The sequence below is a fragment of the Clostridium sulfidigenes genome, assembly GCF_052067195.1.
In the GTDB taxonomy this organism is placed as follows: domain Bacteria; phylum Bacillota; class Clostridia; order Clostridiales; family Clostridiaceae; genus Clostridium_J; species Clostridium_J sulfidigenes.
The window spans coordinates 1-14,258 of sequence record NZ_JBQHQR010000015.1 but is presented as its reverse complement, the minus strand read 5'-3'; the positions used below and the strand labels follow the sequence as shown (position 1 = coordinate 14,258).

Sequence of the window (14,258 nt, the reverse complement as noted above, 5' to 3'; positions counted from 1 at the left end):
CCTAAATCTTAAGACATGTATTCTCCGTTGTAACTTACTAACACTGCATTGTTTACTCCTGATATACTGCTAATTTCATTTACAAATTGAGTAGACATTTCTTTTAATCTTATTTCTACTGTTAATTCAATATTGCTCCCTGCAGAAACGGTTTTAGACTTCACCACATATTTTTTAACATATTTATTAATATGCTCCATGGCATTATTTTCACTGCTATCTCCCTTGCAACTTACAACTAAGATATAAGGATTATCAGTACTTTTCTTATTTGCAAACACCATAATCATAATTCCTATAAATGCTGAGCCAAATACCGCAAGAGGTATTAATCCTGCTCCTACAACAATTCCTACACTTATTGACCAAAATAAAAATGCTATATCCATAGGTTCTTTAACTGCTGTACGAAACCTTACAATTGATAAAGCACCAACCATACCAAGTGAAAGTACTACATTAGAAGTAATTGCAAGAATAATTAATGTTGTAACTAAACTCATTGCAATAAGAGAAATACCAAAACTTTCTGAGTACATTACGCCCTTGAAAGTTTTCTTATATACTAAAAATATGAATAGTCCAATAGCAAGAGCTAGTCCTAGGGCTATAGCTACATCTACAATTGAAAAACTTGATGCCTTTTCTAAAAAACTTGATTTTAAAATATCATTAAAACTTAATGCTTTATCCATTTTTATCTCCTCCAAATAACTTAATTTTATTCGTAAATTCTGCAAGCTGCATATTTTGAAAAAGCAGAGCTTTCTCTATCTTTTATTTGAATCATATCTCTAATAATTTCAGGAAAAAACTCATCAAACTTAACCTCTAAAACTATAGGACTCCTTCCTGGCATTCCTACGGTAGCAAGGTTATCATTAAAAAAATTTTGTGAATATAAACCACTCTTAATGCTACTATCAAAGGTAATTCTCACGTTTCCTGGCTTGAATACATATGCTTCCCTTGTATATTCAACTATAGTCTTAGGACGTAATAAATCATATTTCATCTTTGAGTATAACTCCGTTAAAATAGGCTCCTTATATTTAAATATGTCATCAATATTATTTTTAATTATATCTTCACATTGATTCATAGATATACTTGTTGCAATCTTACTGCATAATCCATTAACTTTACTTTTTTTCTCTAATTTTATAAAAGAATGGTTATCATTATAAATTCTTAATCTAAATTTTTCTCGATTATTTACTCCATTAATTTTTTCCATTAATGCCTTGTTATTAATATTGTCAAAATATAGACTCTTTACAGTATAAGTACCCTTATCTCCTGCATTCTCATCTAACTTTGCAATATTTTTTAATCTGTTTTTAATTGCCAAATAGTCTGAAATATTTATTAAATGCTTTATCTCGTGTCTAAATTTAACTTGTTTCATATAAATCACCTCCTTGTGTCATCTAGTACAATCCTATAATAAATTACTTAGCTTAAATTTATCTTAAATCTATCTTAAGTTTATTTTTATCTACCTTACCTATATATTTAGTTTTTAATCTTTATTTACCAATGATTGTCTAATAACATAAACTTGGCTAATAATAGCTAATTTTGCACAAAAAAGAAGAGATAAAAAACTATCTCTTCTTCTTTATATTTTAAAGTCACCGTATACTATATCTTTAGTTAATTCAAGATTATAATAGATTCATTAATAAATATGTTAAGCATATTATTAATAAAACATTATACATCCTTTTTATCTTGCTTCTTTTAAATTTTTAACTTCTGTTTTATACCCGGCAATAACTACTTTTCCCACATTTTCATTAATGTAGTATATATAGCCTATTAGAACTTAACTTACGTGTTCGGAATGGATACGGGTGTAGCCTCTAATAGTATACTCACCAGATTTAAATTATTATTATTATTTACTATTTTTATAGATAATAATCATTAAACCATGAAGTTTCTTTTGGCTACCTATTTTATTATAAATTTTTATTTATACTATCTACAAAATTATGTACATCTTTACTTATGATAAATTTCATGGAATAAGAGCTTTCTTTTCCAGCTATAAAAATTTTATGGCCAAGTTTTTCTTCATTAGCCTCTACATATTCAATATCTTTATATTCTATAATGTCATCATAAACTAAGAAAAATCTTTTACCACAAAATCTGATTTTCTCATTAGTGGTTACTAGTATCCCCGTCATTGTATTTTGTCTCCCATTTACAGTACTTTCAAAAGCACCTTCCACATAATAATCTATAACTTCATTTTTATTAAGCCTCTCTTCAATTAGTTTTATCAATTTTTCTTGTCTATTCATCTTACAATCCTCCTAAAATAATAGTCATCACTATATATATTAATATACAGTGATGACCATTTCTATATTTGATACATGTTTATTTTAATATTTTATCTATAAATATTTGCATTTAAGTTATTTATAATACTATATTTTACCAGAAAAATCCACCAAATGGGCATATGCAGAACAATAGTATTAAAATTATCCACCAATCATCTCCGCTTGAGCATTGGTTATGGTTTGGATAACAATGGCATGGTGGACATGGTTTTGGACATGGTGGACATGGTGGACATGGTTTTGGACATGGTGGGCATGGTGGACATGGTCTATGATGTGATGGCTTACAATCATGTCCCCAATTTCCATCTTTGCCTCTAAAGTACTCTTGTTCAAAATCTACTCCATCTGGTCGTCCATATCTGAAATCTTGAGCAAACATTTCTGTTGAAAAGTCTTGTTCATTATTTTCATCATAATAGAAGAATTCATTATTATTTAACATATTATATTTCTCCCCACTTTTTAATCAATTTTATAATAGTTTCTAACAACTAAATATTTAATAGTAACCTATAGCACTATAAAATATTTCTGTTTAGATCTAGTATATTAAAGTTTATATATATTAAAAATTAGCTTCAATAGCTGTTCCTAATAATATAATATGTAATCATAATAATTATGTGATGTTTATTTATAAAAATATTAGAAATAAGAAGTTACTACTTTTTACAATATATCTAGTAGATATATTCATATAATGTATTATTAAAATCTATATGAGCTTATTCTTTACTTAATTATTTGCTCTATAAGTTTATATCATACTTGTCAGAATTAGATATTGGTAAATTTAATTTGAGTCTTATAGATATAGCTCTGCATAATAATATTATTGTGAAGCATACCCAAAAAGTTATATCGTAATTCACTCCATAAAAGCTAAATAAGTAAAATACCAATGCTCCAAGTATTGATGCCACGGCATAAATCTCCCTTTTAAAGATCATTGGAGTATCCTGAACAAAGGTATCCCTTAAAATTCCACCTCCAACACCTGTAATTAATCCCATACAAACTACTAAAAATATATTGCTATGAGCTTGCTTAAAAGCTAAATTTGCACCTAATATTGTAAATGTAGCAAGTCCAATTGAATCTAAAATTAATATTACTTTTTTTAAGATAGCTATTTGCTTTCTCCTATTAGCTATTTTAAGTACTTGTTCCTCACTCATATATTTATTACCCTGAGATTCAGAAATAATTTCTTTTCTTTTAGATGTTGTGTACATAGTAGATAGTTTGGGATATCCGTAAAAAGCCATAATAGATACCACTATACTTATAATAAAATAAGTAGGGTTTATAAAAGCAGCTGGTGGTGTTTGTCCTAAGGTTACATCTCTAAATATTCCACCCCCTATAGCTGTAATAATTCCTAAAAATATAACTCCAAATAAGTCTAATTTCTTTTGCATTCCTACTAAAGCTCCAGAAATTGCAAATGCAACTGTTCCAACAACTTCAAAAATAATTAATAGCATAATGTATTCTCCTCTCTATTTTCATGTAATAATATTCCAATTTAATATTTTGCAATATAAAAGGAGTAAAAAACATAATTAATAAATGCTTTTTACTCCCTGTCCTTTTATCTGAAAGATTCCCTATAAAGGTTGCTTCGTTGATGCTCTTTAATTATTAATGTAAAGAGTCTCTCCAGGGTTATGTCCTGCTATTGTATTCAACCTGAAAGTTTCAAGTTAATTAAAAGCTTGTAATTAACTCTTTCTCCTACGGTTACTTAGTCTTTTAAAAAATTAAGTATCTTCAATAACATTCATCCATACAATATTAAGTTTAATTTTCTTCCTTACTTAATTTATATGAATTTTTCATATAAATCAAGACATTTTATAATATTAAATACTAAATTGATCATCTATACGATTTCAAAATTTAAAAGCAATATACTCTATCCCTGTAATTTTCAACAGAGCTTTTTCCATACTTAGAACTGGTTGTCCTTTAGGAGCAATGGTTATCCATGGACCTAACTCCTCTTTACTCTCACTTTGAAAGAGATAGGAGTAAAGAGCTTGTAATCATACTATAAAAAAAACACCTTATAAAATAAGGTGTTTTGGTGGCTCACCGGGGGATCGAACCCCGGACACCATGATTAAAAGTCATGTGCTCTACCGACTGAGCTAGTGAACCAAACTACCTGGCAATAACCTATCCTTCCACACAGCCTCCCGTGCAGTACTTTTGGCTCTTTGAAGCTTAACCGTCGTGTTCGGCATGGTTACGGGTGTTACCTTCAAGATATGCTTACCAGATAAGTACATAGACAGTATAATTATCTTTGTACTTCCACAAACTAAATAAGTTTGTCTTTAATGAAGAATTTTTTAATTCTTCATTAGCATTGCGATAATACTACTAACTTAGTTGTTGATATACGGATATTGCTCATATAGAAAAAGTCTGCAATATCATCGCCCAGTTAAGAAAACAACTGTTTCCTTTATCATCGAATACTTTCAATGACTTTTATTATTTTACTCGATTATTTATTCCATGTCAATAATATTATCTATATTTTTACCCACTTTTTTGGCTATATGTATTTTGCCATAGTTGAAATCACATATAAAATGAATATATATATATTCTATTTAATATACTTAATATATGAATTTTAAATTTCCAAGGAGTATTTTATGGAGGATATAAGCAAAATATCTACTAGCATAGACAATTTAACAGCACTAATATCATCTAGTCTAGATAAAATAAATGAAAGTTCTTCAGAATCTGCTTCTGATCCCAGCACTTTACTTTCTCTTAAAAGTGAGTTGCTTTCTTTAACTGAAATTACTACTAGCCTAAATGTTCTAAAAACTCAGCTTAACTTATTAGCTCTTAATGATTATGAAGTTTTATATGTAGCTAATTGTATATCGCCTTTGCTTCAAATATTAATTCAGCTTTCTAATACTTCTTATCTAACTATGGGCACAACACAATTATTAAATAATTCTACTATCACTAAAAGAAAAACCTCTAAATTGAAAAAAGCTGAAAAAACCGCCTATAAAATTCTAGAGCAAATTAACTGTATATATCCTGTATTGGAATGTAGAATATATAACTTTATTAATAACATATGCAATTGTGAGGATTAACAAAAACACATGGAGTTACTTTCAAATTCACCCCATGTGTTTTTATTTTATTTACTTTATTCTCCAAGAAGTTCCTTCTTTACTATCTAACACTTCTATATTCATATCTAATAACTGTGCTCTAATTTCATCTGATCTTTTATAGTTTTTTTCTTTTCTTGCAATATTTCTTTCTTCAATAAGATGATTTATTAGTTTCTCATCAACTTCAATAGCCTCTTTTTCAATAGTCATTAAATTAAGTGAGAAAACTTTATCAAAATCATCAATTAAAAATGCTTTCTCTTTATTATTTAATTCACCATCTTTTATAACTTCATTAAGCACTGTAAATGCATTGGCTATATTTAAATCATCACTTATTTGAGTTTTAAACTTTTCTTGATATCCGCTAATAAGTTCTTTATTCATATTATTGGTTTCATCAATATTAGTTAATATAGTCCCTATTTTTTTCTTTAATGCCTTATAGCCATTTTGGGCATCTTTTAGACTTTCAAAACTAAATACCAGTTGTTTTCTATACTTAGATTGTAAGCAGAAATATCTATAATCTAAAGGACTAAATCCTTCTTCTTCAAGTTTAGATACTGTTAAAAAGTCTCCGCTTGATTTAGACATTTTGCCTCCATCTAATACTAAGAATTCTCCATGAACCCAGTAATTTACCCATTTATGACCTAAAGCAGCTTCTGATTGAGCAATTTCATTTGTATGATGAACTGGTATATGATCTATTCCACCACAGTGAATATCAATATTCTCACCTAAGTATTTAATACTCATGGTTGAGCACTCTAAGTGCCATCCTGGAAATCCTCTACCCCAAGGAGAATCCCATTGCATTATTTGATTGGAGAATTTAGAATTTGTAAACCATAGTACAAAATCTAAAGGATTCTTCTTATTTGGATCTATTTCTATTCTACTACCAGCTTCTAACTCATCTATACTGAGATTTGCAAGCTTTGTATAATCTTCAAATTTATCTATTTCAAAATATACATTTCCATTTGATTCATATGTGTAACCACGTTCTTCAAGCTTTTGAACAAATTTGATCATATCCTCTATGTGTTCTGTTGCTCTACATACCACTGTTGGTCTTTTTACATTTAGCTTTTTACAATCTTCAAAAAAAGCATCTTCATAAAATTTTGCGATTTCCCATACTGTTTTATGCTCACGACTTGCACCTAGAGCCATTTTATCTTCACCTTCATCTCCATCTGATTGAAGATGACCTACATCTGTTACATTCATAACATGCTTAACTTTATAACCTACATACTCTAAGGATTTTTTTAATGCATCCTCAAATATATATGTTCTTAAGTTTCCTATATGTGCATAATTGTAGACAGTAGGTCCACAAGTATACATTCCAACTTTATTTTTATTGGCAGGAATAAATTCTTCTTTATTTCTAGTCATGGTGTTGTATAAATAAAAACTCATCTCATGTCTCCTTTACATATTTCTTATAACTAATGTTTTATGATAATTACTGTTCTGTAACTTATCTATATAATATATGCTTAACTATATTTATACTTTACATAACATTAAACTGTTCTTATTCTAAATCATATTAGTATAAAATATAAAAAACTACAGAACCAACTGTAGCTTAAATAACGATTAAAATTTATATCAATTATTAATTACATTATTATAGCTCAGTAGTATCTTGTTAAATTATACATATGTTACAACAGCAACAACAACATCTACACATAATAATGCTCTCCTTTAAAATAATTTATATTTAAATTTTATCATATAATAATAATTTTACAAGTTATATGTATAAATAACCCTACAATTTATTTAAAATTTCTCAACAACTAAAACCTTTACAAGTTTTAAAGAGGATTTTATATTATTCTAAAGAATAACTATATATATTATGTAACTATATTATAATAGGTGGTGATTATATGTCTATAGATATATACGTTAATGGAAAGGTTATATCCTTGGATAACAACAAGGTTTATGAAGCCTTTGCTGTGAGAGACGGAAAGTTTCTAGCAGTAGGATGTAATAAAGATTTACTGTCATTATTTTCTAAAGAGGATTACAAAGTTACAGATTTAAAAGGCAATACTGTAGTTCCAGGTTTTAATGATGCTCATATGCATCTACTTAATTATGGGTTTCAAAAGACTGCAGTAAGGCTAAATAACTTATCCTCTATAGATGAAATAATTAGTGTTGTGAAGTCTTATATTAATAAAAACAATATTCCAAAGGATACATACATTATTTCTAGAGGCTGGAATGATAACTACTTTAAAGAACAACGACTTCCTAATAGATATGATCTGGATAAAATCTCCTGTGATCATCCAATTATATTTTCTAGAATATGTGGTCACATAGGGGTAATTAACTCAAAAGCTATTGAACTCTTAGGTATAGATAAAATGAAAGAAAATCCTACTGGCGGTGCTATAGATAGAGAAAATGGAGTTCCTACTGGAATTCTTCGTGAAAATGCTTTAAATATTGCACTTAGTAAGGTTCCTCCCACTTCTGTAGAAGAGATAAAATCTTCACTCCGTAGCGCCTTTGATGACTTAATTAAATGTGGCATAACCTCTGTTCAAACTGAAGACTTAACTCACTGTAGAAGTTTACCTAATTTAATTCAAAGTTATAGAGAGTTAGAAGAAGAAGGCAAACTCCCTGTAAGAATAACTCTTCAACTTTGCCTTAATACTGATGAATTATTAGAGGAAGCTAATAGTTTTGGTTTGAGGTCAAAGGTAGGTAGTGATTTTCTTAAGGTTGGAGGTCTTAAACTTTTTCAAGATGGCTCTTTAGGTGCTCGTACTGCAGCTATGATAGACAACTATGAGGATACTCCTGATAATGGTATTAGTATTTATTCTCAAGAGGATTTAGATAGTTTTGTTACTAAGGGTTTTAAACAAGGATTTCAAATTATTATCCATGGTATTGGAGATAGAGCTTGTGAAATGATATTAAACTCCTATGAAAAAATTTCTAAAGATACTGAGGATAATCTTAGACCTGTTATAGTTCACTGTCAATTTACTAATGAGGATTTATTAAATAGATTCAAGGAGCTCAATGTAATAGCTAATGTACAACCAGCATTTGTTATGAGTGATTATCCTATAGTTGAAAAAGCAGTAGGCAAAGCTAGAACTAAAAGTAGTTATGCCTTTAATTCTATGATACAGAAAGGCATTCCTGTAGCCTTTAGCTCTGATGCTCCTATTGAAAGTTTTAATATAATCCAAGGAATCCATGGAGCTGTAAATAGAACAGATTTAAATAATAAACCTGTAGGTGGCTTTAATATTGATGAAGGTGTTACCCCTTTAGATGCTTTAAAAGCTTATACTACAGGACCTAGTTACATGTCCTTTGATGAAGATATAAAAGGCAAAATTAAAGTAAATTATCTAGCTGATTTTGTAGTTTTATCTCAAGATATAACTGCTGTACCTAAAAATAAAATTAAAGAAACCAAAATTTTAGAAACCTATGTTAATGGAATAAAGGTTTTATAGCATATTTATAAAAAAATAAAGAAAAGGATGTAAGTATTTAATTATACATGCATCCTTTTCTTTATCTAATTCAATTATATTTTATTTATTATTAGGATTATTTTTAACTCTATTAGGTTTTGCCTTTGGCTTTATTATTATATCATTTTTCTTACTCTTAGGTTTATTGTAAACAGCCTTGGCAATTTTATTTTGAGTCTTAGACATGAAGCCACACAAATCCCAAAACCATAGAAATAATATAACGAATATACCTGGTATTACATAATTTGTTACTAACACTGGTAATGTTGTAAATACTAGTGGTGGTACTACAAACACAATAAAAGCCATTATAAGTACTAACCATTTGTTTATTTTTATTTTATTAAATACAAATTTCTTTAGTAAAGCATATATACCTAATACTATAATTGAAAATAATAAAATACTTCCTAAAAATATTAATACATTTTTCATAAAATTCCTTCTTTCAAATATATTGTAACTAAATAGTATTATATAATATATATCTATAAAAATGTACTTACTATAACAGATTTTTAATATGTTCACAAAATATTAACAATAGGATTTTTTATGATTTTTTGTTTAAAATTTAAAACTAATGGTAATACTATCAACTGTAATCTATTTAAAAGGAGATGTTTTTATGAAAGTATTAGACTCAATTGCACTAATTTTAGTTATTGTTGGTGCGGTAAACTGGGGCCTAATAGGATTATTCCAATTTGACTTAGTTGCAATTTTATTTGCAGGTTCTAGTGCCTTCGGTGCTATAAGCACATTTAGTAGAATTGTTTATGCCATAGTAGGATTAGCAGGTCTTTATGCTATATCATTCTTTGCAAAGAGTAAATATACTGATGTGGAATAATTTCTAAAGCCGCAATTGCGGCTTTTTTATTTTATAATTTTATAGGATTTATTTTGTTTTTAATTTATAATAGTTTAGATAGGTTGGCAATAGCATAATATAATTTAAATAAATTTTTTAACTTATATAAAAATGCTCTATGCCTAAATATCCTATGAAAAACTTAGCTGAGGTGTTAAAAATGATAAAATATATTTCTTATAATGTTAAAAAGTGTAGTATTGATGAATTATTAAAGTATTATACTCCTGAGATAGTAAATAAATACTGCGAAAGCTGTAATAAATTTAATAAAGTATGGTCTTGTCCTCCACTCTCTTTTAGTGATTTAGAATATGTTTCTAAGTTCAAATATTGTTATGTAATTAGTGGTAAAACCTATATAAACCAAATTCCAAAGGAAGAACTAAATAATATTGTTACCTACTCTCTAAGTAAATATAGTGATATAAGTAATAGCACTGATGAATTTACTAATACTTTTAATGGTCTTTATTATAGTTTTAGAGAATTTAATGATAATAAAATACTTTCCTTAGAATCTTATTATAATGACAGCATTGCACTATTTTCTGGAAGATGCCTAATTTGCAACAACTGCTCTCGTAGTAATAACATGCCTTGTATATTCCCAAGGAAATTAAGATATTCATTAGAAGGTCTTGGTTTTGATGTATGCAGAATAGTTGAAAATATTATTAATGATAAAATTCAATGGAGCAGTAACTCAACACCAGAATATGTAACCTGCGTATCTGGATTGCTTTCCAATTTAGATATTTCTGAAGATAAAATTTTGCAAATATTGAATAGTAATTAAAACTTAATATTCTATTTCTAGTATTTAAACTTACCTCTTTGATAATAATATTATTAATAAATAAAAATATGAAAGAGGTGGTTTTTCTTTGTTCAAATGTGTAAAGAAAGAAAATCATTACTGTAATTTAGTAAATGGTCAATGGATGACAACTGAAAATACTATAGATATTTTTTCTCCTAGTGATAACTCATTAATAGGTACTATACCTCAAATGAGTCAAGACGATGTGGATAAGATAATAAGTTTTGCTAAAGAAAGCCAAAACTCCTGGAGTGATGTACCTGTAAGTAAACGTTCTGAAATCTTACATAAAGCAGCAACTTTGCTTGAAGAAAATTGTGATGAATTATCTAAAGTTCTTATGATGGAAATAGGCAAAGATATTAATTCCTCTATTTCTGAAGTAAAGCGTACTGCAGATTTTATAAGATTTACTGCAGATGCTGGTAAAAATCTAGAAGGAGAAACAATAGCTGCTGATACTTTCCCAGGATTTAAAAAAAATAAGATGAGTCTAGTTCAAAGAGTACCTATAGGCTTAGTCCTTGCTATATCACCTTTTAACTATCCAATTAACCTATCAGCTTCCAAGATTGCTCCTGCATTAGTTGGTGGTAACAGTGTTATTCTTAAACCTCCAACACAGGGTGCTGTAAGTGCTCTTCATCTTATTAGGATATTTCAAGAAGCAGGTGTTCCTGATGGAGTAATAAATTCTGTTACTGGTAAATCTTCTGAAATAGGTGACTATCTGGTTACTAACGACAATATAAACTTTATCAATTTTACAGGTTCTACAGAAGTAGGCAAACATATAGCTAAAATTGCTGGTATGGTACCTATGATTATGGAACTTGGTGGAAAGGATGCTGCCATTGTACTAAAAGATGCTGATTTAGATGATACAGCTAGAGAAATTGTTTCAGGTGCATATAGTTATTCTGGCCAAAGATGTACAGCTATTAAACGTGTATTAGTTACAGAAGATGTTGCCGATGAATTATCCTCTAAAATCTTGGAACAAGTAAAAAAACTTACCATCGGTACTCCTGAATCTGGAGCTAAAATCACTCCTTTAATTGATAAAAAATCTGCTGATTTTGTTGAAGAGCTTATTCAAGATGCCTTAAGTAAAGGTGCAAAATTGCTATATGGTAATAAGCGAGAGGGTAACTTACTACACCCAACTCTTTTTGATATGGTAACTAGTGATATGCGTATTGCATGGGAAGAACCTTTTGGTCCTGTACTACCTATAATTAGAGTAAAGGATAAAGATGAAGCAATTGAAATTGCTAATAAGTCTCAATATGGACTTCAATCCAGTGTATTTACTAGAAATATTAATGATGCCTTCTATGTAGCTAACAAATTAGAGGTGGGGGCTGTTCAAATAAATAATAAGTCTGAAAGAGGACCAGATCACTTCCCATTCTCTGGTGTTAAAGCTTCAGGTATGGGTACTCAAGGTATAAAATATAGTATTGAAGCTATGACTAGACTTAAATCCATAGTATTAACCATAGACTAAATTTAGCTTAATAGAAAAGCTTCAAAGAAATTTTCTTTGAAGCTTTTTGTTTATATTTTATATATTCTCATCTTGTGGTCTTGCTATTATCTCTCTACATATCTCAGATAAATTAGCTTTTTCCTCTTTACTCAAGTTCTCCATATAAATTGGTTTATGGAAAATAATTTGAGCTCTTAAATCTTCTGGCTCTCCCTCTAACCCCTTATAGGTTCCATTTACCGTAATTGGTATCACTGGTACATTAGCCTTAACTGCAAGTTTTAGGCTTCCCTTTTTAAAATCACCTACACCCTTGTCTCTATTCCTTGTACCTTCTGGAAATATAAGCATAGATCTGCCACTTTTTATTATTTCTATAGCTTGAAGGATTGCCTTTAAACCTTCCCGTCCATTTTCTCTATCTAAAAATACACATCCTAATTCCTTCATCCAATAGGATATAACCGGTACTTTCTTCATTTCAATTTTAGCCACAGCTCCTGCAGTATCTTTTATATTCATCATTATTACAGGTATATCTAGCATACTTTGGTGATTTGAAACATAAACACATGTTTGATTTAATAAGTTTTCACTACCTACAACATGAACTTTTAATTCAGAATATTTAATTGTAGCAGCAGCCCAGTCCTTCTCTAAATTATATAAGTATTCTTCCCTTTTTTCTTCTGTTAATTTATTTTTGCATATTGAATATGTAATTCTTTTAATGGCAATTTCAAGCATTTTAAAAGAAAATTTTATTCCAAATCTTAATTTTCTCAACTAATTCACGTCCTTTTTTAATGTTTACATTTAATTATATCAATAATATGTATTCTGGTGAAGTATATATTGAAATTTTGTCAATACTTTATATATTACATGTACTACTTAAGGAGGTCTTATGAAAAAATTTTATAAAAGTAATAGAACTCTATTTATATTATCTATAATATTTTTTGTCTCCTTTTTCTTACTAGGTTATACTAGCAAAAATAGTATTAATACTAAATTGAAGGATTCAGAAACTAGGATACATTTTATAAATGTTGGCCAAGGAGATTCTATTCTTATTGAGAATAATAATTTTAATATTTTAATAGATAGTGGACCAAATACCGCTAAAGACACTTTAATTTCTTATCTTAAAAAATATAAAATTAAAAAATTAGATTACCTTATTGCATCTCATCCTCACGAAGATCATATTGGTTCTATGGATGATATAGTTAATAAATTTTATATAGAAGAGTTTATTATGCCTAAAGTTTTAACCACAGATAAGAATTTTTCTAACTTAGTAAACGCACTTAAAAGTAAAGACCTTACAATTAAAACTATTAATGACAATCTTAAAATTCAACTTTCAAAGGATAATTATATAGATTTTCTATGGACTGGTGATATCTCCGATGATAATTTAAACAATCATTCTATAGTAATAAAATATATAAATAAAAATACCTCATTTTTGTTTACTGGAGATATGGAAGAAGAAGTTGAAAATATTTTATTAGCTAGTAAAAAATCTTTAGAATCTACTGTATTAAAAGTAGCACACCATGGAAGTAAGACTTCATCTTCCAAAGGATTTCTATCTAAAGTAAACCCTAGAATAGCTGTAATAAGTTGTGGCATGGGAAATGATTTTGGTCATCCTCATAAAAATACTTTAAAAGCATTGGAAAATCTAAATTCTAAAATACTTAGGACTGATATAAATGGCAACATTATAATAAAATCAAATAACGATAAATTAATGATATCTACCGAACATGAAGGTAGCTAATATTAAAAGTATGCGACATAGCTAATATTTAATTAATAGCTATGTTGCATACTTTTCAAATATATTATCGAAAAATAAAAAAAGCCTTACTTTGTAAGACTAAAAATGGCTCCGCGAAGAGGATTCGAACCTCCAACCTATCGGTTAACAGCCGAGTGCTCCACCGTTGAGCTATCGCGGAACATTGACCTGGCAACAACCTACCCTCCCACAC

General features: G+C 28.6%; 14 protein-coding genes, 2 tRNA genes, 2 rRNA genes and 1 riboswitch. Of the genes, 6 read left to right on the top strand and 12 right to left on the bottom strand.

From position 1 onward, the window contains the following. Nucleotides 1-8: 8 nt before the first annotated feature. The 8 genes from ACTNBA_RS15395 to rrf (ACTNBA_RS15360) all read right to left on the bottom strand — a co-directional run bounded on the left by ACTNBA_RS15395 (nt 9) and on the right by rrf (ACTNBA_RS15360) (nt 4,645). A complete protein-coding gene (locus ACTNBA_RS15395; protein ID WP_441075127.1) occupies nt 9-695 on the bottom strand; it encodes a DUF4956 domain-containing protein in 687 nt (228 codons plus the stop codon). 26 nt (nt 696-721) lie between these two features. After that, complete coding sequence (locus ACTNBA_RS15390) at nt 722-1,408, bottom strand: polyphosphate polymerase domain-containing protein (RefSeq protein WP_441075126.1); 687 nt, start codon at nt 1,406-1,408, stop codon at nt 722-724. Between the two features lie 359 nt (nt 1,409-1,767). After that, a 5S ribosomal RNA gene (gene rrf, locus ACTNBA_RS15385) occupies nt 1,768-1,885 on the bottom strand. Between the two features lie 79 nt (nt 1,886-1,964). Continuing rightward, nucleotides 1,965-2,312 carry a PH domain-containing protein gene (locus ACTNBA_RS15380; protein WP_441075124.1) on the bottom strand — a complete coding sequence of 116 codons (348 nt, stop codon included), beginning with the start codon at nt 2,310-2,312 and terminating at the stop codon, nt 1,965-1,967. Between the two features lie 136 nt (nt 2,313-2,448). Beyond that, a complete protein-coding gene (locus ACTNBA_RS15375) occupies nt 2,449-2,802 on the bottom strand; it encodes a hypothetical protein (protein WP_441075123.1) in 354 nt (117 codons plus the stop codon). 307 nt (nt 2,803-3,109) lie between these two features. Next, nucleotides 3,110-3,847: a trimeric intracellular cation channel family protein gene (locus tag ACTNBA_RS15370; RefSeq protein WP_441075121.1), complete on the bottom strand. Its 738-nt coding sequence runs from the start codon at nt 3,845-3,847 to the stop codon at nt 3,110-3,112. An 89-nt stretch (nt 3,848-3,936) separates the two neighbouring features. Further along, nucleotides 3,937-4,036, bottom strand: a riboswitch (glycine riboswitch). A 411-nt stretch (nt 4,037-4,447) separates the two neighbouring features. After that, nucleotides 4,448-4,523, bottom strand: a tRNA-Lys gene (locus ACTNBA_RS15365). 5 nt (nt 4,524-4,528) lie between these two features. Next, a 5S ribosomal RNA gene (gene rrf, locus ACTNBA_RS15360) occupies nt 4,529-4,645 on the bottom strand. 384 nt (nt 4,646-5,029) lie between these two features. Here rrf (ACTNBA_RS15360) and ACTNBA_RS15355 point away from each other — a divergent pair. Next, nucleotides 5,030-5,494 (top strand): hypothetical protein, encoded by a 465-nt coding sequence (locus ACTNBA_RS15355; protein ID WP_441075120.1) that lies wholly within the window; start codon nt 5,030-5,032, stop codon nt 5,492-5,494. 51 nt (nt 5,495-5,545) lie between these two features. On the opposite strand, the gene cysS is transcribed toward ACTNBA_RS15355, so the two are convergent. After that, nucleotides 5,546-6,952: a cysteine--tRNA ligase gene (cysS, locus tag ACTNBA_RS15350; RefSeq protein ID WP_441075118.1), complete on the bottom strand. Its 1,407-nt coding sequence runs from the start codon at nt 6,950-6,952 to the stop codon at nt 5,546-5,548. Between the two features lie 482 nt (nt 6,953-7,434). Between cysS and ACTNBA_RS15345 the strand changes: the two genes are divergently transcribed. After that, nucleotides 7,435-9,039, top strand: a complete 1,605-nt coding sequence (locus tag ACTNBA_RS15345) for an amidohydrolase (protein WP_441075116.1) — start codon at nt 7,435-7,437, stop codon at nt 9,037-9,039. An 81-nt stretch (nt 9,040-9,120) separates the two neighbouring features. Here ACTNBA_RS15345 and ACTNBA_RS15340 read toward each other — a convergent pair whose 3' ends face one another. Further along, the gene (locus ACTNBA_RS15340) at nt 9,121-9,498 is read right to left on the bottom strand and encodes a hypothetical protein (RefSeq protein ID WP_441075114.1); all 378 of its coding nucleotides are present in this window, start codon (nt 9,496-9,498) and stop codon (nt 9,121-9,123) included. A 193-nt stretch (nt 9,499-9,691) separates the two neighbouring features. Between ACTNBA_RS15340 and ACTNBA_RS15335 the strand changes: the two genes are divergently transcribed. From ACTNBA_RS15335 to ACTNBA_RS15325, 3 genes are all read left to right on the top strand, one after another. Then, on the top strand, nt 9,692-9,916 hold the full coding sequence (locus tag ACTNBA_RS15335; protein WP_035134290.1) for a DUF378 domain-containing protein: 225 nt from the start codon (nt 9,692-9,694) through the stop codon (nt 9,914-9,916). Nucleotides 9,917-10,097: 181 nt separating this feature from the next. Then, nucleotides 10,098-10,736, top strand: coding sequence for a DUF2284 domain-containing protein (locus tag ACTNBA_RS15330; protein WP_441075113.1), 639 nt, complete (start codon nt 10,098-10,100; stop codon nt 10,734-10,736). An 88-nt stretch (nt 10,737-10,824) separates the two neighbouring features. Continuing rightward, nucleotides 10,825-12,270, top strand: coding sequence for an NADP-dependent glyceraldehyde-3-phosphate dehydrogenase (locus ACTNBA_RS15325; RefSeq protein ID WP_346920744.1), 1,446 nt, complete (start codon nt 10,825-10,827; stop codon nt 12,268-12,270). Nucleotides 12,271-12,327: 57 nt separating this feature from the next. On the opposite strand, the gene ACTNBA_RS15320 is transcribed toward ACTNBA_RS15325, so the two are convergent. Continuing rightward, nucleotides 12,328-13,038, bottom strand: coding sequence for a lysophospholipid acyltransferase family protein (locus ACTNBA_RS15320; RefSeq protein WP_441075112.1), 711 nt, complete (start codon nt 13,036-13,038; stop codon nt 12,328-12,330). 121 nt (nt 13,039-13,159) lie between these two features. Here ACTNBA_RS15320 and ACTNBA_RS15315 point away from each other — a divergent pair, with 121 nt between their 5' ends. Continuing rightward, on the top strand, nt 13,160-14,044 hold the full coding sequence (locus ACTNBA_RS15315) for a ComEC/Rec2 family competence protein (protein WP_441075111.1): 885 nt from the start codon (nt 13,160-13,162) through the stop codon (nt 14,042-14,044). A 106-nt stretch (nt 14,045-14,150) separates the two neighbouring features. Here ACTNBA_RS15315 and ACTNBA_RS15310 read toward each other — a convergent pair. Continuing rightward, nucleotides 14,151-14,225, bottom strand: a tRNA-Asn gene (locus ACTNBA_RS15310). Nucleotides 14,226-14,258 lie beyond the last annotated feature (33 nt).